24 protein-coding genes are annotated in these 23,594 nt (G+C 41.9%); 6 read left to right on the top strand and 18 right to left on the bottom strand.

From position 1 onward, the window contains the following. Positions 1–9: 9 nt before the first annotated feature. Positions 10–306 carry a hypothetical protein gene (locus BM003_RS00870; protein WP_093669125.1) on the bottom strand — a complete coding sequence of 99 codons (297 nt, stop codon included), beginning with the start codon at positions 304–306 and terminating at the stop codon, positions 10–12. A 307-nt stretch (positions 307–613) separates the two neighbouring features. Between BM003_RS00870 and BM003_RS00865 the strand changes: the two genes are divergently transcribed. Beyond that, positions 614–1,504, top strand: coding sequence for an SDR family oxidoreductase (locus BM003_RS00865; protein WP_093669123.1), 891 nt, complete (start codon positions 614–616; stop codon positions 1,502–1,504). A 74-nt stretch (positions 1,505–1,578) separates the two neighbouring features. Here the strand turns inward: BM003_RS00865 and BM003_RS00860 are convergent, their stop codons facing one another. From BM003_RS00860 to BM003_RS00850, 3 genes are all read right to left on the bottom strand, one after another. Then, on the bottom strand, positions 1,579–2,169 hold the full coding sequence (locus tag BM003_RS00860; RefSeq protein ID WP_093669121.1) for a GNAT family N-acetyltransferase: 591 nt from the start codon (positions 2,167–2,169) through the stop codon (positions 1,579–1,581). A gap of 79 nt (positions 2,170–2,248) precedes the next feature. Beyond that, positions 2,249–2,440 carry a YwbE family protein gene (locus BM003_RS00855; RefSeq protein ID WP_093669119.1) on the bottom strand — a complete coding sequence of 64 codons (192 nt, stop codon included), beginning with the start codon at positions 2,438–2,440 and terminating at the stop codon, positions 2,249–2,251. A gap of 182 nt (positions 2,441–2,622) precedes the next feature. Then, positions 2,623–3,726 carry a DmpA family aminopeptidase gene (locus BM003_RS00850; RefSeq protein ID WP_093669117.1) on the bottom strand — a complete coding sequence of 368 codons (1,104 nt, stop codon included), beginning with the start codon at positions 3,724–3,726 and terminating at the stop codon, positions 2,623–2,625. 282 nt (positions 3,727–4,008) lie between these two features. Here BM003_RS00850 and BM003_RS00845 point away from each other — a divergent pair, with 282 nt between their 5' ends. Continuing rightward, the gene (locus BM003_RS00845; RefSeq protein WP_093669115.1) at positions 4,009–4,482 is read left to right on the top strand and encodes a glutathione peroxidase; all 474 of its coding nucleotides are present in this window, start codon (positions 4,009–4,011) and stop codon (positions 4,480–4,482) included. 110 nt (positions 4,483–4,592) lie between these two features. Here the strand turns inward: BM003_RS00845 and htpG are convergent, their stop codons facing one another. The 4 genes from htpG to BM003_RS00825 form a co-directional block, all read right to left on the bottom strand. Continuing rightward, complete coding sequence (gene htpG, locus BM003_RS00840) at positions 4,593–6,476, bottom strand: molecular chaperone HtpG (RefSeq protein ID WP_093669113.1); 1,884 nt, start codon at positions 6,474–6,476, stop codon at positions 4,593–4,595. A 179-nt stretch (positions 6,477–6,655) separates the two neighbouring features. Continuing rightward, positions 6,656–7,033 (bottom strand): IS66 family insertion sequence element accessory protein TnpA, encoded by a 378-nt coding sequence (tnpA, locus tag BM003_RS00835; protein WP_093669111.1) that lies wholly within the window; start codon positions 7,031–7,033, stop codon positions 6,656–6,658. A gap of 78 nt (positions 7,034–7,111) precedes the next feature. Further along, positions 7,112–7,732, bottom strand: a complete 621-nt coding sequence (locus tag BM003_RS00830; RefSeq protein ID WP_177184563.1) for a VanZ family protein — start codon at positions 7,730–7,732, stop codon at positions 7,112–7,114. Then, on the bottom strand, positions 7,693–8,055 hold the full coding sequence (locus BM003_RS00825) for a PadR family transcriptional regulator (RefSeq protein ID WP_093669107.1): 363 nt from the start codon (positions 8,053–8,055) through the stop codon (positions 7,693–7,695). Before BM003_RS00825 ends, BM003_RS00830 begins: the two co-directional genes overlap by 40 nt. Positions 8,056–8,204: 149 nt before the next feature. Between BM003_RS00825 and BM003_RS00820 the strand changes: the two genes are divergently transcribed. Then, positions 8,205–8,855, top strand: coding sequence for a histidine phosphatase family protein (locus BM003_RS00820; RefSeq protein ID WP_093669105.1), 651 nt, complete (start codon positions 8,205–8,207; stop codon positions 8,853–8,855). A gap of 39 nt (positions 8,856–8,894) precedes the next feature. On the opposite strand, the gene BM003_RS00815 is transcribed toward BM003_RS00820, so the two are convergent. The 3 genes from BM003_RS00815 to BM003_RS00805 all read right to left on the bottom strand — a co-directional run bounded on the left by BM003_RS00815 (position 8,895) and on the right by BM003_RS00805 (position 11,183). Next, positions 8,895–9,425 (bottom strand): GNAT family N-acetyltransferase, encoded by a 531-nt coding sequence (locus BM003_RS00815; RefSeq protein ID WP_093669103.1) that lies wholly within the window; start codon positions 9,423–9,425, stop codon positions 8,895–8,897. 91 nt (positions 9,426–9,516) lie between these two features. Next, positions 9,517–10,683, bottom strand: a complete 1,167-nt coding sequence (locus BM003_RS00810) for an aminotransferase (RefSeq protein ID WP_093669101.1) — start codon at positions 10,681–10,683, stop codon at positions 9,517–9,519. Continuing rightward, complete coding sequence (locus BM003_RS00805) at positions 10,683–11,183, bottom strand: Lrp/AsnC family transcriptional regulator (RefSeq protein ID WP_093669099.1); 501 nt, start codon at positions 11,181–11,183, stop codon at positions 10,683–10,685. Before BM003_RS00805 ends, BM003_RS00810 begins: the two co-directional genes overlap by 1 nt. Positions 11,184–11,431: 248 nt before the next feature. Between BM003_RS00805 and gpmA the strand changes: the two genes are divergently transcribed. The 3 genes from gpmA (at position 11,432) to BM003_RS00790 (ending at position 13,980) form a co-directional block, all read left to right on the top strand. Next, entirely contained in the window at positions 11,432–12,133 is a 702-nt protein-coding gene (gpmA, locus tag BM003_RS00800) for a 2,3-diphosphoglycerate-dependent phosphoglycerate mutase (RefSeq protein ID WP_093669097.1), read from the top strand. Between the two features lie 39 nt (positions 12,134–12,172). Continuing rightward, positions 12,173–13,528: an MATE family efflux transporter gene (locus BM003_RS00795; protein ID WP_093669095.1), complete on the top strand. Its 1,356-nt coding sequence runs from the start codon at positions 12,173–12,175 to the stop codon at positions 13,526–13,528. Between the two features lie 158 nt (positions 13,529–13,686). Next, positions 13,687–13,980 (top strand): hypothetical protein, encoded by a 294-nt coding sequence (locus BM003_RS00790; RefSeq protein ID WP_093669093.1) that lies wholly within the window; start codon positions 13,687–13,689, stop codon positions 13,978–13,980. A 35-nt stretch (positions 13,981–14,015) separates the two neighbouring features. Here the strand turns inward: BM003_RS00790 and BM003_RS00785 are convergent, their stop codons facing one another. From BM003_RS00785 to BM003_RS00755, 7 genes are all read right to left on the bottom strand, one after another. Continuing rightward, positions 14,016–15,287: a hypothetical protein gene (locus BM003_RS00785; RefSeq protein WP_093669091.1), complete on the bottom strand. Its 1,272-nt coding sequence runs from the start codon at positions 15,285–15,287 to the stop codon at positions 14,016–14,018. A 390-nt stretch (positions 15,288–15,677) separates the two neighbouring features. Further along, the gene (locus BM003_RS00780) at positions 15,678–16,403 is read right to left on the bottom strand and encodes an ABC transporter ATP-binding protein (RefSeq protein WP_093669089.1); all 726 of its coding nucleotides are present in this window, start codon (positions 16,401–16,403) and stop codon (positions 15,678–15,680) included. Further along, positions 16,396–17,172 carry an ABC transporter ATP-binding protein gene (locus tag BM003_RS00775; protein WP_093669087.1) on the bottom strand — a complete coding sequence of 259 codons (777 nt, stop codon included), beginning with the start codon at positions 17,170–17,172 and terminating at the stop codon, positions 16,396–16,398. The genes BM003_RS00780 and BM003_RS00775 overlap by 8 nt, the downstream gene beginning before the upstream one ends. Beyond that, a complete protein-coding gene (locus BM003_RS00770; protein ID WP_093669674.1) occupies positions 17,169–18,431 on the bottom strand; it encodes a branched-chain amino acid ABC transporter permease in 1,263 nt (420 codons plus the stop codon). Before BM003_RS00770 ends, BM003_RS00775 begins: the two co-directional genes overlap by 4 nt. A 33-nt stretch (positions 18,432–18,464) precedes the next feature. After that, positions 18,465–19,457 (bottom strand): branched-chain amino acid ABC transporter permease, encoded by a 993-nt coding sequence (locus BM003_RS00765; RefSeq protein ID WP_093669085.1) that lies wholly within the window; start codon positions 19,455–19,457, stop codon positions 18,465–18,467. A 196-nt stretch (positions 19,458–19,653) separates the two neighbouring features. Beyond that, positions 19,654–20,835, bottom strand: coding sequence for a branched-chain amino acid ABC transporter substrate-binding protein (locus tag BM003_RS00760; RefSeq protein WP_093669083.1), 1,182 nt, complete (start codon positions 20,833–20,835; stop codon positions 19,654–19,656). Between the two features lie 352 nt (positions 20,836–21,187). Next, the gene (locus BM003_RS00755) at positions 21,188–23,362 is read right to left on the bottom strand and encodes a methyl-accepting chemotaxis protein (protein ID WP_245733970.1); all 2,175 of its coding nucleotides are present in this window, start codon (positions 23,360–23,362) and stop codon (positions 21,188–21,190) included. Between the last annotated feature and the right edge of the window lie 232 nt (positions 23,363–23,594).

Below are 23,594 nucleotides of genomic sequence, written 5' to 3'. Positions count from 1 at the left end.
CATGAAAAATCAACTCACTATCGGAGCGATAATAATGAGCAGAACGGCGATCACAAGCAGTGTTAAAGTCAGCTTTACAGAAAGTTTTTGCAGCTGTTTCCCACGAAAGAAACCATGAAACTGAAACTTGTTCCGATACAACACGAAAATGAACAGCAATGTTGCGATAAAAATAAACAGAAAACCTAATCCGCCCACTGACATATGAATGAGATGATAGATGAACGTCATTCCCGAAGCGATCAGTACTCCTAAGAAAACAACGATTAACACCACACGGAACAGTTCCAACGGACCTCTAATCACGCATCTCACCTGCTTTCAATGAATTCAGTATTCGTAACACTATGATTTGACTGGGCATTTTGCAACCCACAAGTCGCAAGAAGCACGAGCCAAACTCGGCTTGTTTCATCTTATTAAAAATGATGTAATCCTATTCCTCATCGGATCGTTCCTTTAGAAGAAGACATTCTTGGTTCTAAAAGTGATCCCAAAGAGGACAATGGATCGCAAAGTTGTCAGTAATAATTTAGTCACGCTTGCGCATGCTATGTATGAAATTTCAAAGGTTTATTGGATAAGAAGAGACAACCTTAAAGGAGGATCATTTATGGTTCAGACAGTCGTCGAAGATCCAACAAAAGAATATACATCCGGTACCTATCCGAAGCAGGAGCAACCAGCACCAGGGCTGCAGTCGCGCATGACACCGGTACCTGACTGCGGTGAAAAAAGTTATAAAGGTTCCGGTAAACTTCAAGGCAGAAAGGCACTGATCACTGGCGGGGACTCGGGAATAGCCCGCGCAGCAGCAATCGCGTACGCCCGAGAAGGTGCTGACGTCGCCATCAATTACTTACCCTATGAACAACCGGACGCCGAAGAAGTTAAAAAGTTGATTGAAGAAGCGGGACAGAAAGCACTGCTTATTCCCGGTGATTTGACCGACGAGGGATTCTGCAAGAAAATGATTGATCAAGCCTTTCAAGAGCTTGGCGGTTTAGACATACTCGCCCTTGTTGCCGGCACACAACAAGCCTACAAGAGTATATCAGAGATCACAACGGATGTTTTGCGTAAATCCTTTGAAACCAACGTCTTTTCCCTTTATTGGACGGTCAAGGCCGCATTGCCCCACTTACCAAAAGGCGCGTCCATCATCACCACAAGTTCCGTGCAAGCCTATAACCCAAGTCCAGAGCTTTTGAGCTACTCACCAACAAAAAGCGCAATTACCGCATTTACAAAAGGGCTCGCCAAACAGCTGATTTCAAAAGGGATTCGCGTCAATTCGGTTGCGCCAGGGCCTATTTGGACACCTCTCCAGGTGTGTGGTGGTCAAATTCAGAGTGATATTCCAAAGTTCGGTCAATCCTCCCTATATAAACGTGCCGGACAGCCGGCAGAATTAGCTGGTGTCTATGTCCTGCTCGCTTCTGATGAATCCAGCTATGTCACCGGACAGATCTATGGAGTGACCGGCGGGTTGCCGATCGCATAAGTCGTAAACCATGGGCAATACAGCAAACAGTTTTCCATTGTGGAAAACTGCTTTTTTACCTCGTTAGACTAGACTTACTCGTTGACTTGATATCTCATCATCCGCTTCCATTTTGAGCGTCTGACAGTCTCTACGAAGCCTGCATTTTTGAAAACAGACGGGATTCCTTTCCATAGAAAAGCGCCAGGTACATTTTTATCGTACGGAACTTCCGGGTAAGCTTCGATTATAGTTGCGCCATGCTGCTTGCAATAGTGAATCGCAGCCTGGATCAGTTCTGAAGACAAACCTTGTCTGCGATACGATTTAGCAATGAATAAGCAGCTGATCGACCATACCGGCTGATCATCGATCGGTTTAAATACACGAGAACGTTCCAATCGCACATATTCTTTCCGCGGTGCAACGGCACACCATCCCACCGGTTGTCCTCCATCATACAACAGCATACCGATCGGGGCACCGCTTTCTACTAGACGGCGCATCGCTTGCTTGTTCTGTTCGCCTTTGTTTGCATCGAATTCTGCCTTTTTCATTCGCCAGCTCATGCACCAACAGCCGCCACATGCCCCTCGTTCGCCAAATAATTTTACGAAGTCATTCCAATGATCACGATCAAGTGAATACGCTTCAAGTCCTTTAGTTTTGTTTTCGTAAACAAGCATAGGCTGACCTCCGATGAGATACTACATAACAAGACTATGTATCCGTCAATATAACCGGGCAACAAGCTGCTAAACTCAATTATTTAATTTCTTGCACCCGTCCAACTATTCCGCTTTCCAGCATGACCTTAATACCGCGATGATGAACTGCCGAATTTGTCAAAATTCGTTTTACAATACCTTCAGTTAATTTGCCCGTCCTCTGATCCTGCTTCTGCACAACCATCACCGTCGCTCCAATATGAATATCCGCCCGTTTTGTACCGTCCATTTTAATCATCCTCCATTTCTTTTTTCATTACTTTATCTTGCTTACATTTACTTCAAAACATCCAACAATCGTTTCGCAACCCACCCGCCATTGAAACGTTCCATTGCGTACTTCAATAGTGAAGCACAACATACGCGTCAGGAACACTTTTTTCAACGAACGTTCACCGATTTTTCAATGATTTATCTAAAATTTAGAAAACCTAAACGTTGAAGCAGCTCAGCCACTTCAGGATCCGGTTTTGATTTTTGCATATCCTGAATCCTATCGAATAAACTTTTTCGAACGTCACCATGGCGATCACTAATTGTTTCCGCATGTACCAAAGAGCTTAGCACTGACTCCTCAACAACGGAAACCGTTGCTCGAAACAGCTGATCCATCTTGTTTTCACTGATGCAAGTGCAAGTGCCGAGACTTTTTTCAGAATAGTGAGCGATGCGATTGGCAGTGGAAAAAGCCAATGCGATCTCCCCGCTGCCATTTCCTACAAACGCCCCTGTTCGCGTGATCCCAACACCGGCACGTTTACAGATCCGTGTAAGCTGGCGATGATCCAGCGGAAGATCAGTCGCCAAGACGACAATGATACTCCCCTTTTCAATCTCTTTTACAGTAGTATCAAATGCGTCAAGTTTGGCACCGATGCGGCAGCCGAAAATTTCCAAATCACGTAGAAAACCGAAGTTGGAGAGAACAAGCGCACCAAGTGTGAACGTTTTGCCGTCCACAACAATTTGCCTCGACGCGGAGCCGATTCCCCCCTTTAAATCATAACAACACATGCCGGTTCCGGCACCCACTGCTCCCTCTGCAAAATCAGTCCCGGCAGCGTCGATCGCCTCATGAACATGTTCTTCTTTGACAGCCATTGCGCGAATATCGCTAATTGTTCCGTCATTGCATTCCATTACAACCGGATTGACCGTGCATGTTGTATCACCGATGTCCTTGTTTTGGTTCAGCATATACCTCACGAGTGCGTTCATCGCCGTTCCGACACTAAAGGTATTCGTAAGTACGATCGGCGTCTCAAGCGACCCAAGCTCGTTTACTTGAATTAATCCTGTACTCTTTCCAAATCCATTAATCACATGAGCCGCAGCCGGAAGTTTATTCAAAAAAAGGTTATCCTGCTGAGGCATGACAGCCGTCACACCAGTTTTGATTTTATCCAAGATAATCGTTGTATGGCCGACCGTGACACCTGGAACATCAGTGATTAAGTTAAGCGTTCCCTTTTTAGCCTCGCTAATTTCATCATAAAGTGGTTTGCTTAGTCCCATGGTCTGCAATCTCCTTGTTAAGTCGGTAGGCATAGCCGCGTAACCAGTAGTGCACGGAACGCCGACCCTATTCATTGATTTTTCGGATTCTAATGCATCAACGATGGGTAATAATCGTATCGCACCTGAATTTTCCTGTCTTACTCGAGTCAGATACTGCCTAGTACTTCTATTAAAAAGTCTATCACAATAGTTTATACTCTGACGCAATTTCTTTGCAGATTGTGCAAGCACGGCCTAGACTATAGATAACCCTGACAAACTTAGAAAGAAGGATAACTAATGACCATCTATGATTATTCATTCTCGAAGCTCACAGGAAATGAGACAGTGCCTTTGTCTGATTTTCGAAACCAAGTGCTTCTCATCGTCAACACTGCAAGTAAATGCGGCTTCACTCCTCAATATGATGGTTTGGAAAAGCTGTATGAATCCTATAAGGATCAAGGATTTACAGTACTTGGCTTCCCTAGTGACAGTTTTTTAAGTCAAGAATTTGCCGATAGTGAAAAAACCGCCGAATTCTGCAAGCTGAATTACGGCGTTACTTTTCCTCTGTTTCAAAAGTCAAAGATGAAAGGTAAGGAAATCAATCCACTCTTCCGTTACTTATTGGATGAATCAGGCGAGAAAAAAATCACTTGGAACTTTAACAAATTCCTAGTTGATCGTGATGGCAAAATTGTGCACTATTATGGTTCACGGACAAAGCCGGAAGCGATTGAAAGCGAAATTCAAACACTGCTGAAAAAGTAAACCTCCCCTGTATGGTTGCATCATCAATCAAAAAGTTGCCCCTGAATCAAATAAAATAAAAACTGCTTATCTCCATTTATTCGGAGATAAGCAGTTTTTACTATACTGGATCAGCCCATTAATTCGCAAATACTATTTGAGAAGGCAACCGGATCTTGCACCGGCAGACCCTCAATCAGAAGTGCCTGATTGTAGAGCAAGTTGGTGTAGAGATCAACCTTTGGCTGATCATTTAGATCGAACGCCGCCTTAAGCGATTTGAATACGTTATGGTTCGTGTTGATTTCAAGAATCTTGTCTGCCTTGACATTTTCGTTATTCGGCATTTGGTTCAGCACTTTTTCCATTTCAATCGATACTTCGCCTTCGGTCGCAAAGCATACTGGGTAGGATTTCAGACGTTTCGAAGCACGAACACCTTTGACTTTGTCGGTAAGAACGTCCTTCATTTTATCGAACAAGCCTTTGTTCGCCTTTTCTTCGGCTTCGTCTTGTTTTTTGTCCTTATCGTCCTCAATGCCGAGATCACTGCTGGAAACAGACTTGAAATCCTTTTCCTTATATTTAATCAGCATCTTAATAGCGAATTCGTCGATGTCCTCAGTAAAGTAGAGCATTTCATAACCTTTATCGGCAACGAGTTCGGTTTGCGGCAGTTTGTCAATCTTTTCATTCGACTCACCCACCGCGTAATAAATGTATTTCTGTTCTTCTGGCATGCGTGAAACATATTCGTCCAGCGTAACCATTTTCTTTTCTTTCGATGAATAAAACATTAAGAGATTCTGAAGATCGTCCTTATGCTGACCGTAATCAGAGTAGACGCCATATTTCAGTTGACGTCCAAAAGCTTTATAGAACGTTTCATATTTCTCGCGATCTTCCTTAAGTAATTTTTCAAGTTCTTTTCTGATCTTGTGATCAATGTTCTTGGCGATCAGTTTGAGCTGCTTGTCCTGTTGGAGAATTTCACGCGAAATGTTCAGTGACAGATCCTCGGAATCTACCATGCCTTTAACAAAGCTGAAATAATCTGGGAGCAGATCCGCACATTTCTCCATAATCATGACGCCGTTCGAATACAGTTCCAGACCTTTTTCGTATTCCTTGGAATAGTAATCGAACGGAATGCTTTCCGGAATGTACAGGATCGCGTGGTAGCGGACCATTCCGTCGGCCTGAATATTGATATAGCGAAGCGGCTTGTCAAATCCGTAATGCTTCTCCATATAGAAGTTTTCGTAATCTTCATCTTTCAGCTCCGATTTGTTTTTGCGCCAAATAGGAACCATGCTGTTAATCGTTTGAACTTCTTTTACTTCTTCAAATTCTTTCTCGTTGTCTTTCTTTGGGCGGCTTTCCGTCACTTCCATTTTAATTGGGTAGCGAATGAAATCAGAATACTTTTTGATGATCTGACGCAAGCGATATTCCTCGAGATACTCACTGTACTTCTCATCTTCGGTATCTTCTTTCAATTCCAGGATGATATCCGTACCTACTGAATTCTTTTCAACAGGGGTAATCGTGTATCCGTCTGCACCCTCAGATTCCCACTTGTATGCTTGGTCACTATCGAGTGCCTTGCTGATCACAGTGACCTTGTCGGCAACCATAAATGAAGAATAGAAACCAACACCAAATTGACCAATGATGTCATGGTTATCCTTGGATTCATTTTCCGTTTTAAATTTGAGAGAACCACTTTGTGCGATGGTTCCAAGATTAGCTTCAAGTTCTTCCTCCGTCATTCCGATTCCGGTATCGGAAATCGTCAACGTGCGCTTGTCCTTGTCCGGAGTAATTTCAATAGAGTAGTTGTCCTTCTCAAAATCAAGCTTGTCGTCAGTCAGCGCGCGATAGTAGATTTTATCCATCGCATCACTCGAGTTGGAGATGATTTCTCTTAGAAAAATTTCTTTCTGTGAATAAATTGAGTGGATCATCATATCCAACAATTTTTTGGATTCTGCCTTAAATTCTTTCGTAGCCATCAGTAATCCCCTTTCTCGTTCGACTCTATAATAATGGGTTGTTTGCACAATGATTAGCACTCATTTATCTGGAGTGCTAATACTATTTTTATAGCTCATACAGCATTATTTGTCAAATAAGAACGAGAAAAAAGAGACATGAAAAAGCTTCTCTCACTGAAGGCATCTGTATTTATTCATCAAGACAGCCATATACGACGTTTCAAATACTTTTCACTAACTCGTTTTAAAATATTAAAAATTGTATAACCAATCGTTGACCCGACAGCGTAGAGGATTACATCATCAAGATCCGGATCGAACCCGGCGTGGACCTCGATCCTTGAAACTCCAAGATGGACAAAAAGACTCTCTTGTTTCTGTGCACGATCAAAATCCATGGTCATCCATGAATGCGTTGAAGGTGTCGCTGGCATCAATCTTAGCTTACGTCGCCAATATCGAAATTGACTGAGTGAAATTCCTTGTGTCGAACACCATTCTTTGCCGTTCTGTTCACTTTTCTCAAAATCTTTCATGCGCTCTTGCCAAAGATTTTGTAACTCGATACGCGTCATAGATCATCCTCCAGATCATTTGATAGAGGCATTATCGCATGCTTGACTGATCAAGAGAAGGTGTCCATTATTTGACGCTTACATATCAAGAGTGCCACAATGCAAAATTAATTGCAAAATTTCTATAATAGATCCACAAATGAACGCAGTTTTGATCACTTGTAGTAAGCTTCTTTTTTTTCTAAATAGTATTGGAACAAAAAGACCAAGCGGAACAAATAGAATAATGTTATAAAGTAATAGATAGGTGATTAAAGATGGACTAAATTCATTGGTATGCAAGAAATAATAAGAAATGGTCCTCAGTGGAATAAAATTTGTATTAAAATACAAAAAATGAGAATCCAGTAAATTTTGGAAGCCACGGAATTCAAAAAGCGGGTCTACTATTCTCAGCAACAATAAGGCAGAAAGAGCCACAAGCCCGTACACACCAAACATAATTTTGACAGAGATTAGATAAGGCTTTTTAAACGGAGAAATTGAATGATTCAGTTCTTTTCTAAGCTCGTTCCCTTTTCCAAAGCACCGAATTGCCGTATCAACAGCTTCTTGCTCGGACAGTCCTTTTCCCATATACTCTTGTTTGAGTAATTGAAGATGCTGACTCAATTCTTCTTGGAGATCCTTCTTTTCCATTTCATCACAATCTAGACCACTTACAATCTCGCTGATGTAAACCGCAAATTTTTTATCCATGCCGTCCCCTCCGTACATACATTGATTAACCGATTGACTTGATGCCACTCTTTCAATTTAGCATTTAACGCTTTTTCCCCATTATCCGTTAATGTGTAATATTTGCGTCTTCCACCCTCATCGGAGTCACCCCAATAGGAACGAATCCATTCTTTTCGTTCAAGACGTTTTAACGCCGGATATAGAGTGCCTTCACTCATTTCATAAAGATCTTTGCTCGATGTTTTCAATTGCTTCACAATTTCGTAACCATATGTATCTTTTTTCCCAATTAATGAAAGGATGAGTATATCAATACTCCCTCTCATAATCTCTTTATCCATGAGATCACCTCTTTTGTTGATTATAAACTCTTTATACATCGCTATGCAAGGTATTGTAAAATATAATTTTGTTAACCGTTTACATAAATTACAGTGCATGATACGATGAAGGAAATTGACCGTATAAATAAAAGTAATCAGGTGAAAAAATGAAAACAATTTATATTGTTCGTCATGGTGAAACATTGCTGAATCTGCTCAATCGTTCTCAAGGATGGGCAGATTCACCACTAACCAAGAAGGGCGTTCAGCAGGCGATTGATTTAGGAGACAAGTTGAAGCATCAGTCACTCTCATTCGACGCTGCTTTTTCGAGTGATACCGGCAGAGCACGTCAAACTGCTCAAGTCATTCTTGATCACTCGTGCAATGGTGAAACACCAATTAAAGAACTTTTTGATTTAAGAGAAGCATCATTTGGACTTTTTGAAGGTGCCGATAACGATGTGATGTGGGAAGAAGGGGGAAAAGCAGTCGGCGAACCAGGCATGAGCCGCAAGTCATCGATTGATCTGAAAATCAAAGCGCTGACCGGTATCAAACAGTTGGATACAATCGATTATGCGGAAGATTATCAAGACTTGAAAACGCGCATTCTCGCATTAAAAGATGAGCTTCTTAAGTCGAACGCTTCGACAATTCTGATCGTCACTCACTCACTGTATATTTGCTGCATGCTTTATGCACTCATTGGTGAAGACTTAACTATTGGGAAAGTTCCTAATTGCAGCGTGACGAAACTGCAACTGGACGGGCAAAGTTTCAAACTTAATTATATTGGCAGAACAGAAGAACTTTAAAAAGAAAAACGCTCACCTGAGCGTTTTTCTTTTTTGCAACTATTTTTCCGGCAGTAATGCGTACGCAATCGTATCATGCGGAATCCCGTTTTGATAGATATAATTTTTTAGAAGTCCTTCTTTTTCAAATCCTAAATTTGTTAACAATCCATTCGATGCAGCATTTTCAGTAAAAACTACAGCACCAATACGTGTTAAGTGAAGGTCATTAAATCCATAGGATATAACTTTCGAAGCAGCTTCTTTGGCATATCTCTTACGCCAATATTGTGGATGGAGCTCATAGCCGATTTCAGCTCTCCTATGTTTTGATGACCATGCGTTAAAACCAATCGTTCCGAGAAGCCCTGGCTGCTCCTTCCGTTCAATACCCCATCGGATGCCGCGTTTTTCACTGTAATTATGCGAAAAAAAGGTGACAAACTGCTGTGCCTGTTCAATGCTTGTTAAGTTATCCTGACCATAATAACGTGTCACATCATCATTTGAAAAGCAATCAAAAATATCTCGAGCATCTTCATAAACGATCTCTCTTAATACCAATCGTTCGGTTTTTAATACTGGAAACATCCGTCCACTCCTTTTTTGAATGTACTCAGTGTATCTCTGTATGTAAGAAAGCCGCCCACATTTGCAATTGGAACGGCTTTCTTCTTCTATCTTATAGTTTCTCCACAAATCGGCGCATGCGCTTCATCGCTTCTTGCAGCTGGCTCATCGAAGTGGCATAGGAGCAACGCACATGCCCCTCGCCACTGTCACCGAACGCATTGCCAGGAACCACAACCACGCGTTCTTCTTGAAGTAAGCGAGTCGCGAAAGTCTCTGAGTTCATGCCGGTCGCTTCAATACTTGGGAACGTGTAGAACGCTCCTTCAGGTTTGTAGCATGGCAGCCCCATTTCATTCAATGATTGGACGATGTAATTGCGGCGCTGCCGATAACTTTTACGCATTTCCGCCATATCGGTACGGCCATGGCGAAGTCCCTCCAAACCTGCGTGCTGCGCCATGGTCGACGCGCACATGATCGCGTATTGATGAATTTTGAGCATACCCTGAGTAATTTCTCTTGGCGCGCAGACATAGCCTAGGCGCCAGCCGGTCATCGCCAGATCTTTTGAAAAACCGCTGACAAGAATAGTTTGATCCTTCATCCCGTCAATTGCGGCGAAACTTGTGTATAAATCATCGTAAACCAGTTCTGCATAGATCTCATCGGACAGAATCAACAAATCATGCCTTTTAGCGACATTCGCGATCTGTTCCATTTCCCGCTTGCTAAGCATTGATCCGGTTGGATTGTTCGGCGAACAAATCATAATCGCCTTGGTTCGATCTGTAACAGCGGCTTCAAGCTGTTCTGACTGAACCTTAAAATCATTTTCCTTTTTCGATTCAACAATAACCGGAACTCCGCCTGCTAAAGTGACGAGCGGAGCATAGGAGACAAAGCATGGTTCAACGACGAGCACTTCATCACCCGGGTCCAGAATAGCGCGCAACGCGATGTCGATGGCTTCACTTGCCCCTACGGTAACAGTAATTTCATGTTCCGGGTCATAGGACACGCAATAATAATCATCCACATATTTTGCAATCGCTTCGCGCAATTCAAGCATCCCGGCATTCGCTGTGTAGGAAGTATAGCCGTCTTCCAAAGAGAGAATGGCGGCTTCTCGTACGTTCCACGGTGTGACAAAATCGGGTTCTCCGACACCAAGTGAAATGACATCCTTCATTCCCGCTGTCGCATCGAAAAATTTCCGTATACCGGACGGTTTTAGCGTCCGAACATGATTTGCCAAATAGGAGGTTTTGATTGCCATCACGGTGACACCACAATTCGTTTATCTCGATCATCCGAATCATACACGGTTCCGTCATGCTTGAACTTCTTCAAGACAAAATGCGTCGTCGTAGAAATGACGCCATCGATCGTTGATAATTTTTGCGTGACAAAATGAGCCACTTCATTTACCGATTGTCCCTCGACCTGAACAGAAAGATCATAGGTCCCGGACATAAGATAAACGGATTTCACCTCTTTATGGCGGTAAATACGTTCGGCCACATCATTAAAACCCACATCGCGTTTCGGTGTTACTTTGACATCAATCATTGCCGTAACACCTTGATGCCCATCTATTTTCGTCCAATCAACAAGCGACACGTAGCGCACGATCACGTTCTCATCCTCAAGTTTCTTTACGATCTGACCCGTCTGATCCACACTTAAATTCATCATTTTCGCAAGTTCATCATTTGTGAGCCGTGCGTCTTTTTCAAGTATCTCGGTAATTTCAATCTCTGTTGCTGTAAGTTTCATTCTCATCATTCCTCTCTCTGAACATTCCTGCGTTGGTAACTTTACAGACATTATATAACGACACATCTTCTGTAACCACTATTTATGTAAAAAAGCTTTGAACGATTGATCGGCTTTAGATAAATATTCGCTGCCATATGACTTTTTCCGCCATGGTACAATTGGAAAAACATTTTCAATACAGTATACTATCAGGTAACAAGGATTTCATAGGTTCGCTAATGATTGCGTTATTCGGAGGTATCATAATGAGACTAGTTGTCGTGCGACATGGAGAAAGTGACTATAACAAATCCAATCTTTTTTCTGGTTGGGAAGATGTGGAACTGACGGCAAAGGGGATTGAGGAAGCAAAAAATGCCGGATTGAGACTTGCGGAGCAGCATATTACTTTTGATTACGCGTTCACGTCTGTGTTGAAACGCTCCATTAAATCTCTTAATTACATATTAGAAGCGATGGATCAGGAATGGCTTCCTGTTCACAAAACATGGCGACTTAATGAACGCAGTTACGGCGCACTGCAACGCTTGAACAAGGCTGAAACAGCGGAACAACGCGGCAAAGAGCTGGTAAGTCGTTGGCGGAAAAGCTACGATGCATTGCCGCCGATGCTCGACGAGTCCGATCCAAGACATCCGATTCATGATTTGCGATACAAACATATTGATCGAAGATTACTGCCCGGCGGAGAAAGTTTAAAAACAACGTTTGATCGTGTCCTTCCATGTTGGGCTGATCAGATTGCTCCGCTTCTTTTGGAAGAAAAAAACGTTTTGGTTGTCAGCCATCGTAACACATTGCGTGCGCTCGTTAAATTTCTTGAGAACATATCCGATGAGGACATTATACACGTTGATGTGCCAACTGGAGTGCCTGTAGTCTATGAATTTGATCGAAATCTTAACATTCTTTCAAAACAGGAACTCGCAGGACAAAAAATGACTTAAAGCATTATGTGATTTAAAATTAAGGTTGTGTTGCATGTTTTGGAAGTTTCATTGAAGAAAAAAAGCCGAGAAGTGCTCTCCCTAGCTATTCCCGCTATGGTCGAGAGCCTTCTGCAAACCGTCGTCGGCTTTGTCGATACATTATTCGTTGCTCGGCTCGGTTTAGTTGAAGTAACTGCAGTAGGTGTCGCCAATACACTGCTCGCAGTGTATATCGCCGTATTCATGGCCATTGGTATTGGTACTTCCTCGATTATCGCGAAACATATCGGCGCGGGAGATATCGAAAACGCTCGTGAAGCGGCGCGCCTGTCAACATGGATTACGCTAATAGCCGGGCTTCTATTTGGCGTGCTGACGTTATTTTTTGCGGAACAACTCCTTCATTTAATGGGGGCAAGCGATGATGTGCTCAGTCAAGGCGCATTGTATTTCCGTATTGTCGGCACACCTTCACTTGTCATTTCATTAATGCTCAACTTTGGAAACGTGTTGCGTGCTTCCGGCAATACCGTATCACCCATGATGATCAGTTTCTGGATGAATATCATCCATATCATTCTGGACTATGTATTAATTTTTGGCATCTTCCAGTTTACTGGATTTGGCGTGGGCGGTGCCGCTGCGGCAACTGTTCTAACAAGAATTTTCGGTGCCCTAATGCTCTATTTGGCAATTCGTCGTTCTTCAGTTCGCTTCTCTTTTTGCCGGCAGAAGCGCGTTCGCAATAAATCGATCACTTTGGAGATTATCCGTTTATCCATTCCTGCAACTGGTGAACGACTGATCATGCGGCTCGGCCAAGTTGTTTATCTTGGCTTAATTGTCCATATGGGGACAGAAATTTATGCGGCAAATGCTATTGCCGAAAACATTGAGACCTTTGCTTATCTACCCGGGTTGGGCTTAAGTGTTGCGGCAACAGTACTCGTCGGAAAAAAGCTTGGGGCAAATAAGTATAAAGAAGCTTATTCTTATGGATTGTTGGCGGCTATGATTTCAGTAGTGATTATGATTGTTACTGGAATCCTGCTCTTTTTCCTGACACCATTTTTTGCCGGATGGTTTACGGATCAGATAAGCACGGCGGCTATGATCACCTTAGCGATGCGTATTGACGCCTTCTTTATGCCCCCACTTGCGATCGGCTTAGTGCTCGCGGGGGCACTTCAAGGCGCAGGCGACACAAAGACACCAATGTACAGTACAGCGATTGGTATGTGGGGCATTCGTGTTCTCTTCATTTATTTACTTGGCGTGCAAGGCAACATGGGCATCGCCGGAATATGGATCGCTCAAGGAATTGATCTGACCGTCAAAGCAGCTTTTCTGTATTATTGTTTTCGAAAAATGTTCAAACACGAAAAATTCACGAACGTTTCTGAAGAAAAATAACTCGCTTGGCTTCTTTAAAAGCCCATCAGTGAGCACATAATCACATGTCTATTATCCTGTACAGTTTCTTTTTTATAAAAACTCGGTTCATTAGTCTCTTTTCCATAATCAGCATGCATTTATAATGGAGTCAAAACAATGAGCCGGGGTGGATTTCGATGCCGATTCCTCAGATTCGGACAGTGATTACAACAGGTCAATCGATGAAAAATACCTATAATCAACTTGCCGCCCTAAGGCAAGAAAAGAAGGCGTTGCAGTATCAGGCGGATCAAATTCATTTCCATACTGATTCAGGGTCGGGCACAGAGTCACTCACTCGCATTGAAACGAGTATCTCAGGTTTGAATCGGCAGATCAATCAGATCCAATCAGAGCAGTCACCTGCTTCAGTCGATCGAATGACAATCAGCGATACTGCCTATCAATTATACAATCAGATTCGAGCATAATAAAAATCGAGAGTCCTATGGGCTCTCGATTTTTATTATGCGTGAGGCAGTTTGCTGATTATTTGATTAACAAAGGCATCAAGAAAATGGTGGTCTTCTTTTGTGCCGTGAAAATTTGTGCAGAATGTCATTTTTTTTCTAAAGGTTGTTACCGCAATCTGAAAATAAGGCGCATATTTAATCGAGCCTGAAATAAACACATCACGAATAACAAGTCCCGCAAAGCTTAACTTCTGCTCATCAACGATGCCAATATTCGTCATTCCATTAACAGGGATACTGTAAATAGTTGGAAAAATTTCTTTTGCTCCTGCGAGTGTATGGTTTTGATACGCTTCTTCCAGGTCCCAATAAACTCGGAGCGGCTCGAGGCTCCCCTTTTCCACTTCCATTACTTGTCTGACGCTCATCAGTGCTTCATCATAACTTTCCCCAACATGACTCGGCACGGCACAAGTAATATTTGAAGTTAAGTTACAAAATCCGGGCTGGCTGCCAACCGGCAAATAAGCGCGTAAATTAACCGGACAATCAAGAACAATAGGATTTGAGTTCACTACTTCAGACAATGCACAGACATATGCCGCAAACAGTGCATCATTTACAGTCGCGCCCTTACTTTTCGCATAGTTTTTTATACAATCAAATTGAGATGCTTTCACTTCATGGGTAATGATGAACGGATTATTCTCGTCCCCAGCAAGTGGAAGATGATCTATCTTACTCTGTTTATAATTAGTCAGCTTCGCGTGTTTGATTTGCTCCAGTTGCTCTGCATTCATCGTGTCAAAGACTTGATGAATACTGCGCACGTGCGGATCGGTTATCAACGCTTCAGCAGTTGGTTTCCTCTCTGCAAGCCGCGTATAGCACGCGCTTAACAAATACAGATAGTCTTTAAATCCTCCGCCATCACAAATCATATGGTTCAGTATGATCGCTAACGAATCCTGATCATTATTCCGCACAATGGCGATCCGTAGTTGAGGACCTATTTTTTCGTTCAACTTAATGGTTAGATTTTTCTGAATAGAGTCTTCCACATCGTCTGTCTCCACGACAAGTACCATGTCTTGACCGTTCCATCCCGCTTCTTCCCAATATGCTTTATCACCATTTTCAACATAGCGGCATTCAAGCAACGGCAGCACAGGAAGCGTTTCTTGAATGGCTTGAGCAAGCATTTTCTCATCAATTAGACCATCAAAGCGAATGACCGCATGCAAATAGTGATCATTTTTCTTCTTTTCTCCAGAGACAAAGTGTTTAATATCTGCACTTTCAGCCGCATATATATTTTGTTGCATCGTTATTCATTGTCCTCCTCTACTACTTCAACTTTCTAAAGGCTCTTCGTTCTGCATAACCACTGCACGTAGGACAGACATAAATTAATTGACCATGATCATCCATGTATTTTCTCATTCCCGATGTATGTCGATGGCAAAGTACGCATTTCTTCCCATGAAACAGCTTGTTTAACCAATTCATGGTATGATGCGGCTCCTTCCTGTATAAATGTAGTTGACATAATTATATAGTGATCAATGCTTGCCAATCAAATATAAGGTATTGGGACGATCCGAACCATTTAAACTGTTTCCGTAAAATTTTTATTTTCGTACCAGTAGTAAAAAGTACCGGACTAACCAAAAGGTTAATCCGGTACTTTTCATTACTTTTTGATTTGCGTCAGTTTAAGCAAGATACGCTTCACGCACTTGTTCATTTTTCATTAAATCATCGCCCTTGCCATCAAGTACAATTTTGCCGGTTTGGATAACATAACCTCTATCAGCGATTTGGAGAGCTTGATACGCATTTTGTTCAACAAGCAAAATGGTCATGCCCTCTTTGTTCATTTCCTTGATGATATCAAAAATCTGCTCGACGATAATCGGAGCGAGACCCATTGAGGGTTCGTCAAGCATCAGCAGCTTTGGTTTCATCATCAGTGCGCGTCCAATTGCCAACATTTGCTGTTCGCCACCACTCATTGTTCCACCCTTTTGACTGAGCCGTTCCTTTAGTCGCGGAAAATAAGTGAATACACGCTCCATCCGTTCTGCAATTACATTCTTATCCTTAACTGAAAACGCGCCAATTTGAAGATTTTCACGCACAGAAAGTCTAGGGAAAATACGTCGTCCTTCAGGAACCTGTGCGATTCCGAGCAAAGCTGTCTGGTGAGCCTGATTATTTGTGATATCCATTCCATCAAAAATAATTGAACCTTTCTTTGGTCGAACTTGCCCACTAATTGATTTTAACGTTGTCGATTTTCCAGCACCATTACTTCCGATCAAAGTGACAATTTCCCCTTGATCAATGTGTAATTCAACACCTTCCAGCGCTTGAATTTGGCTATAGAAGCTCTCAATTTTATTAACTTCGAGAAAATGCTTCGAAGCAGTATCAGTCATTCGCAACCGCCCCCTTGCCGAGATATGCTTCAATAACTCTTTTGTTGGTCCTGATCTCGTCGGGTTTTCCGGAAGCAATCAGTTCACCATGATCCAAAACGTAAATATAGTCGGAAATTTTCATAACCAGCTTCATATCGTGTTCAATAAGGATAATTGTAACATCAAGCTTCGTACGCAAATCATGAATCAAACTTGTCAAACGATCAGTTTCCTTTGGATTCATTCCTGCTGCCGGTTCGTCAAGCAATAGGATCTTAGGTTTTGCAGCCATTGCGCGCCCGATCTCCAATCGGCGCTGAGCCCCATAAGCTAGATTCCCAGCATTCTCATTAACATAATCCTCAAGTCCTACATACTTCAGGATATCATAGGCTTCAACTTTTGCCGCCTCTTCAATTTTCCGAATATGCGGCAACTGTAGTAAAGTACCAATCCAGTGGGATTTCAGGTTTTGATGCATACCCACGAGCACATTTTCCAATACCGTCATTTCATTAAATAATCGGATATTCTGAAAGGTACGTGTAATTCCAAATTGAGAAACCTGATGTGGTTTTAAACCGACGAGTGATTTTCCATTAAGCAAAATATCGCCGGAAGTAGGTTTATAAACAGCAGTCACCATGTTGAAGAATGTTGTCTTACCCGCGCCATTTGGTCCAATAACTGCAGTAATTGAATTTTTTTCGACATTCATTGTAATATCTGAGGTTGCCGTCAAACCTCCGAAGTTTTTTGTGAGATTCTTTACTTCCAAAATATTCACGAGTCGGCACCTCCTGATGTGGCTTTTTCACGAGCCAATGCAGCTTCAGCAGATTCTTTCTTCAGCACTTCAACATTTACTTTACGATTTTTATGCGGAATTAGCCCTTGTGTTCGATACAAGGCAAAGATGATCAGCAACAATCCAAAGATGAGAAGCTGCATTTTTTCAGGTGATATTGCAGGCGGGATTGAAATACCATAGTCCGCGCTAATTGATGATAACCAGTTAGAAATGTTGGTTAGTACTTGAGTTCTAAGAATGATAACAACTCCCGCGCCAAGAATGACTCCTGGGACACTGCCCATTCCACCAAGAATAACCATTACAAGCACCATCGTCGATTCTAGATAAGTAAAACTCGTGGCGTCTACGAACATTTGCTTTGCAGCGAAAACGACTCCCATCATTCCCGAGAAGGAGGCACCAATCGCGAAGGCAGCCAATTTTGTCTTGACCAACGGAATTCCCATCGCCTGAGCGGCAATTTCATTGTCTCGTACTGCTTTCCAAGATCTGCCTAATTTTGAATTCTCTAATTTACGCACGACATATATGACAACTAGAAAAATGCCGAAGACGATGTAGTAGAATTGGCTGGAGCTCCCAATACTAATTCCAAAAAAGTTAGGCGGGGTAATCGAAGCGATACCCATCGATCCATTCGTAATATTAATTGGGTGATCCATATTGTTTAGAAGGATTCGAATAATCTCGCCGAATCCCAATGTAACTATTGCCAGATAATCACCACGAACACGCAGTACAGGGACACCAAGCAGGATACCAAATAGTGCCGCAACGGCTGCACCAACAATGATAAAGATCCAAAAGGAACCTCCCGGAAGCGGATAATGACCAAAAGGCATGAATTTAGAGGCTTGTTCGCTGGCAAAGATTGCGTAAGAGTACGCGCCAACCGCGAAAAAGGCGATAAATCCAAGGTCGAGCAATCCGGCAAATCCGACAACGATGTTAAGTCCTAATGCCATTGCACAATAGATGCCGACTAGTGTTCCAACTTCCATGTAGGTTTGATATGAATCACTTTGACTTGCAATAAAAGGCATGATGATGGCGAGGATCACAATACCCGAAATCCACTTCGCCCTCAAATTAAAGTTTAGATGGTACAGTATCAGAATTGAGAAAAGCAGCATCAAGAACGCAATCGTCGAATCAGGAAGCAAGAAAAGTCCCGCTCCTGCCAGAACGACATACGCGATAAACAAGATGATTTGATTCTTTTTGCTTTGCATAAGTTTTCCAAAGAATGCACTCACACTTTCCACCTACACTTTCTCTACGACGGCTTTGCCAAATAAGCCTTCTGGTTTGAAGATAAGTACCAGAATCAGAATAATAAAAGCAAATACGTCTTTATATTCGGCACCCATAGCGCCGTTAGTAATTATAGAAAGGTTGGCAGCTGCAAACATTTCAAGAAGACCAAGCATAACGCCTCCGAACATTGCACCGCGGATGTTACCAATTCCACCAAGGACGGCAGCAGTAAACGCCTTGATACCCAAGATAAATCCAATATAAGGGTTAATTGTGCCGTATTGGATCATGAAAAGAACGCCAGTTGCTCCGCCTAGTGCAGAACCTATAAAAAAGGTTACAGAGATGACACGGTTAACATTAATTGTCATGAGAGAGGCAGTGTCGCGGTCTTGAGCAACCGCACGCATCGCCATTCCCCACTTTGTCTTATTTACAAAAAGATCTAAGGAGATAAGCATGATGATAGTTACAACGAGCACCAACAAAAAGGATGCTTGGAATGTGGCGTTGTTAAAGAACGGCAACACATGATGAATATCAATATTGAATTTATGGTTAAACATCGAAGGAGCCGTAATAATATAGTTCCCTGTTTTGAGTTCCGCGATAAACCGAACAGCGTCCTCGAGCACAAAAGAAATACCAATTGATGTGATCAGTGCGATTAATTTAGGCGCGTTCTTTCGTCGCAACGGTCTATATGCGACACGTTCAATGCCAACGCCCAGCATACCGGTCACTGTCCCTGCTAAGATGATTACAATTAAGAAAACAATCAGAGCAGGTAATGAAGATAAAAGCCCGAACCCCATCAATAGAAATAGAATAGTCGCTCCAATATAGGCACCAGTCATGAACACGTCGCCGTGTGCGAAGTTAATCAATTCGAGAATGCCATAAACCATTGTATAACCGATCGCTACGACTGCATAAACAACGCCAAGCGTCAGGCCATCAATGAGTACTTGGGGCAAGTTTTGAATAATATGTGCGAGCATTATCTCACCACTTTCCCAAACTAGTTGTTTAAATTAGATGTATTTTTAATGGTAAAAGAGACATTCTCAGTCCTATATTATGTGAAATTTCCTTTTAATAAATCCTAAAAGGGTATAGCCTAATGCTCCATACCCTTTTAGTCCACATCAGATATTTATTGACCATCCACTACTTAAAATAGTAGCAATTTACTTATTACTGGCTGATTTCAGCTTTTTGAACCGGTGGATATTTCGCTTGATCGAAGTTATAAATGTAAACTTTAGCGAATTTGTTGTCACCTTTATCATCAAAGCTTACTTTCGTTGTCACTCCATCGTAGTCTTTGACTGCGCGGATTGCTTTAGTTACTTGTTCGCGAGTTGGTTTCTTGCCGTCATTGTCATCGATTGCTTTCATAAGCCCTTTAAGAATGACACCCGCAGCATCATAGCCATATGCTGAGTATGATTCAACATTTTTACCGAATTTTTCTTTGTATTTCTTAGCAAATTCCTGACCTTTTTCTGTTTTCGTAACATCTCCGGCAACAGATGTCAGGTATACACCTTTAACTGCATCGCCGGCAATTTGTACGGTGGAAGAAGAGTCAAGACCGTCGCCGCCCATGATTGGACCGTCAAATCCTTTTTGACGTGCTTGTTTAATGATAAGTCCACCTTCTGCATAAACACCACCAAAGTAGATCAGATCAGGTTTCTTTGTCATGGCTTGGCTGAGCACGCCATTGAAGTCAGTTTCACCAACTGTGATGCCTTCATAGCCGACAATATCTGCACCAAGCTTTTTAGCTTGATTTCTGAATTGGTCCGCAAGACCGGAACCATAAGCTGTTTTATCCTGGATAACGAAAATCTTCTTAGCTTTCAGTGTTTTAATTGCGTAGTTTGCACCGGCAGGACCTTGGAAATCGTCACGTGCGCAGATACGATTAACGGTTTTCAATTTACGATCCGTAACAACAGTAGCTGTTGTTGCCGGAGAAACCATCGGTAAGCTATTTTTTTCATATACTTCGGAAGAAGGAATTGCAACACCTGAGTTCAAGTGACCGACAAGGGCTAGTACATTTTTGTCGGCTGCGAGAATCTGAGCGTTCGCCACACCTTTTTTGGGATCTCCTTGATCATCAAGGTCTTTCAACTTAATAGTAAATCCCTTTTTTTCAAATGCCGCTTTTTGATCGCTAATCGCCAATTCAGCTCCAAGACGGATCGCATCTCCAAGAGTTGCGCTACCACCGGATAGCGGGGATTGACTTCCGATTTCGATAACAGTCTTACCACTGGAACCACCTGATTTTGAAGAGCACCCGCCAATAACCCCTAATAATAAACAAATAACTGCCAATAGTGGAATAATTTTCTTTAATTTCATTTTAACCCTCCTTTTTATAAAAGCGAAACAACTTTAAAAACTCAGATAATTTTATGTAGAACTCACCCCCGCAATATAGTTCTATCTTTTCTCTGTTTTTAATGCGGCTCTTTAAAGATCATAGTAATTTATTATGAGCATATAGTCATTATCTATGTAAGAATATCTTACATCATTTTTACTATTTAGACAATTCGAAAATGTAATAAAAACTGATAGCATAGCCTTTTGCAGCGTTTTCAGAAACTTGTATTTCCTTGTTAATTAATTTCTGAAAAAGCACTATTATTTTGATAAATATAAATAAAAGCACCAATCATCTACTGATTGATGCGAGAGTCTATTACAGAAATTACACAATTTTGAATGAAGAAACCATAGTTTGCACTTGATTAGATACATAGTCAAGATTATCAGTGATCTGTTTGAGACGTACAATTTCTTCGGATACAGAACGAAGCGTATCAATCGACGCCTCGCTGCTTGAGGCGTCTTGAGCGGTTCTCATGTCTATCTCATCGGCGGAATGGTTAATTGATTGCACAATGTCATCTAGATCTCCGCTTTCCTTTGTTGTAATATCGAGTAATTGATCTGTTTTTTTCGAGATATCGCCAACGTTTTTGGTAATAAAATTAAAAGTGCTGACTGTCGATTTAATTTGTGTTGTCGATTGATTTACCATATCACTCGTATTCTTGATATCAGACAAGGTTCGATTTGTCTCTTCCTGTATATTCCGAACAAGTTCGCCAACTGATTGCGTTGCTTGTTCTGTTTGCTCAGCGAGCTTCGACACTTCCTTGGCCACAACCGCGAAACCTCTGCCAGCCTCTCCGGCGCGTGCAGCTTCAATAGCCGCATTAAGCGCGAGCAGCTGAGTCTGTTCACTAATATCATTGATCACGGTAACTGCTTTGGTAATGGCCTCAGATTGTATATGTAGTTGATTGATTCGTTTCATTGTTCCGTCCATTTCGCGTTCAAGACCACTAGCCAGTTCAAGCGCAACAGAGGACGCCGTATTCGCTCGAAGCATTCGGTCTTTGGTATCATCGGTATTCGCGCTCACTTCATGAATTAACGAGCCCATCTCTTGGATGGACGCAGAAAGGCCATTAAAATGATCGCGAGCATTTTGAAAAACGCCATTCTGCTCTTTTGCTGTTAGCACTAATTCATCCACAGTTTGTCCGGCAAGATCCATGCCGCCAGCTATTTTTTTTGTCATCTTCGACACAGTCGCTGATACACTTTTAGATGAGTTGGCAGACACACCGACACGCTTGATCATTGCCATTTGACTGTTTATAAATTTGTTGAACCATCGTGATAGTTCACCGATCTCATCATTTGAATTTTTTTTAAGGCGCTTAGATAAATCTCCCTCACCTTCTGCAATTTCTTGGAGTATCCCAACCGTTTTTCTGATCGGCGAAGTCACCATATTTTTTGCAGCGAAAAAAACGGATGAGGAGAGTATCAACCATGTCGCCACGGTACACCCTATGCCGAAATTAAGCGAATGATGAAAAGCAATACCGTTTGCTACAGACGCGATCAGGGCCGCAACCGAAAAATAAACAGTTATACGTAGATTCAAACTCTTAAAATTATAGATCTCCGATATGTCTCCCTCACACATCATCCCCCATACTTCATCTGAATGTGGCGGACGAATCAACGTTCCCTTTCCGCCAACCATGATATGCCGGTAGTCCGGGTATCCCGGCCAAGTATCTAAATTGCTGCCATTATCAATCGTTTTTTGTATGCCGGGATGCAATTTTTCAGTTTTCGGATCGATAAACCGAACCTCAAACTCTGTATGTTTTTCAATTTGAACCCTACCCCATTTTGCGGTGCGTACGCCATCCTTAAGATTATCGCCGAGCGTAAACGTATCGTCTTCAAATCGACTTCGTGAAATCGCCGTACCTGGTAAAATATTCCGGTTGGATCGTACCATGAACAAATAGTTGTCACCTGAGTCCTTATACACATGCGTGTCTTCATCCTGAATAACATTGCTCATCGTATCATTCAGAACCCTTCCCATAAAGACTCTTGGAATCCCTTTCCCATTCACAGTTGGCAAAGAAAACATTAAAGTTACTTCATCTGAAAAATGAAATCTGCTTAAATCAAGATTCAATGTACGTTCATCTATGTATGGTCCGTACATTAATTTTTTATTTTGCAAAGCATACTCGTAATTGGGCAGATCCGCCATTGAAATACTAAGATGCTTCTCACATGTTGTGACTAGAACGTCTCCATGTTCATCGAGCAACATGAACTCAATAAAAGAATCACTATGTTTCAACTGATCCTTCATCGCAGCTGTTATGTCTGTTCCTCGTTCATCATAACTATTGACAATCTGATTTGCATTTTCCAACTCAGCCCATCGATCACTGAACCAGTCAGTGAGCGCCTTCTTTCGTCCTTTCGATATTCCCTCAAATATTTTTTTTGATTTTTTTTCAATATCTCTGTTTAACGCGTGCATGATTCCTGCTGCCAAAATAATCAAACCTCCCACAATGTTTTAAAAATGTCGCTCTATCTGTATTTATGATACTATTAGTGAATTAAAAGGCTGTTTCAAAACAATTGCGAATGTTTCACGCGTATTATCTATATTCAGAACCGATTACCTGCCTCTTTTGTTTAATTTTACCTATATTTTTATTCTCGACATTCTTTTACAAATTCTTTAATGCTCATTTTCATTAAGAAACTAGTCGATTGATTAA

This window comes from Sporolactobacillus nakayamae (assembly GCF_900113325.1).
In the GTDB taxonomy this organism is placed as follows: domain Bacteria; phylum Bacillota; class Bacilli; order Bacillales; family Sporolactobacillaceae; genus Sporolactobacillus; species Sporolactobacillus nakayamae.
This window is presented reverse-complemented; position numbering and strand designations above follow the sequence as displayed.

Excerpts from the sequence above, each read along its gene's own strand:
- BM003_RS00865 (WP_093669123.1), top strand. The coding sequence starts at position 614 with ATGGTTCAGACAGTCGTCGAAGATCCAACAAAAGAATATACATCCGGT.
- BM003_RS00860 (WP_093669121.1), bottom strand. The coding sequence starts at position 2,169 with ATGCTTGTTTACGAAAACAAAACTAAAGGACTTGAAGCGTATTCACTT.
- BM003_RS00855 (WP_093669119.1), bottom strand. The coding sequence starts at position 2,440 with ATGGACGGTACAAAACGGGCGGATATTCATATTGGAGCGACGGTGATG.
- BM003_RS00850 (WP_093669117.1), bottom strand. The coding sequence starts at position 3,726 with ATGGGACTAAGCAAACCACTTTATGATGAAATTAGCGAGGCTAAAAAG.
- BM003_RS00845 (WP_093669115.1), top strand. The coding sequence starts at position 4,009 with ATGACCATCTATGATTATTCATTCTCGAAGCTCACAGGAAATGAGACA.
- htpG (WP_093669113.1), bottom strand. The coding sequence starts at position 6,476 with ATGGCTACGAAAGAATTTAAGGCAGAATCCAAAAAATTGTTGGATATG.
- tnpA (WP_093669111.1), bottom strand. The coding sequence starts at position 7,033 with ATGACGCGTATCGAGTTACAAAATCTTTGGCAAGAGCGCATGAAAGAT.
- BM003_RS00830 (WP_177184563.1), bottom strand. The coding sequence starts at position 7,732 with ATGGATAAAAAATTTGCGGTTTACATCAGCGAGATTGTAAGTGGTCTA.
- BM003_RS00825 (WP_093669107.1), bottom strand. The coding sequence starts at position 8,055 with ATGGATAAAGAGATTATGAGAGGGAGTATTGATATACTCATCCTTTCA.
- BM003_RS00820 (WP_093669105.1), top strand. The coding sequence starts at position 8,205 with ATGAAAACAATTTATATTGTTCGTCATGGTGAAACATTGCTGAATCTG.
- BM003_RS00815 (WP_093669103.1), bottom strand. The coding sequence starts at position 9,425 with ATGTTTCCAGTATTAAAAACCGAACGATTGGTATTAAGAGAGATCGTT.
- BM003_RS00810 (WP_093669101.1), bottom strand. The coding sequence starts at position 10,683 with ATGGCAATCAAAACCTCCTATTTGGCAAATCATGTTCGGACGCTAAAA.
- BM003_RS00805 (WP_093669099.1), bottom strand. The coding sequence starts at position 11,183 with ATGAAACTTACAGCAACAGAGATTGAAATTACCGAGATACTTGAAAAA.
- gpmA (WP_093669097.1), top strand. The coding sequence starts at position 11,432 with ATGAGACTAGTTGTCGTGCGACATGGAGAAAGTGACTATAACAAATCC.
- BM003_RS00790 (WP_093669093.1), top strand. The coding sequence starts at position 13,687 with ATGCCGATTCCTCAGATTCGGACAGTGATTACAACAGGTCAATCGATG.
- BM003_RS00785 (WP_093669091.1), bottom strand. The coding sequence starts at position 15,287 with ATGCAACAAAATATATATGCGGCTGAAAGTGCAGATATTAAACACTTT.
- BM003_RS00780 (WP_093669089.1), bottom strand. The coding sequence starts at position 16,403 with ATGACTGATACTGCTTCGAAGCATTTTCTCGAAGTTAATAAAATTGAG.
- BM003_RS00770 (WP_093669674.1), bottom strand. The coding sequence starts at position 18,431 with ATGCAAAGCAAAAAGAATCAAATCATCTTGTTTATCGCGTATGTCGTT.
- BM003_RS00765 (WP_093669085.1), bottom strand. The coding sequence starts at position 19,457 with ATGCTCGCACATATTATTCAAAACTTGCCCCAAGTACTCATTGATGGC.
- BM003_RS00760 (WP_093669083.1), bottom strand. The coding sequence starts at position 20,835 with ATGAAATTAAAGAAAATTATTCCACTATTGGCAGTTATTTGTTTATTA.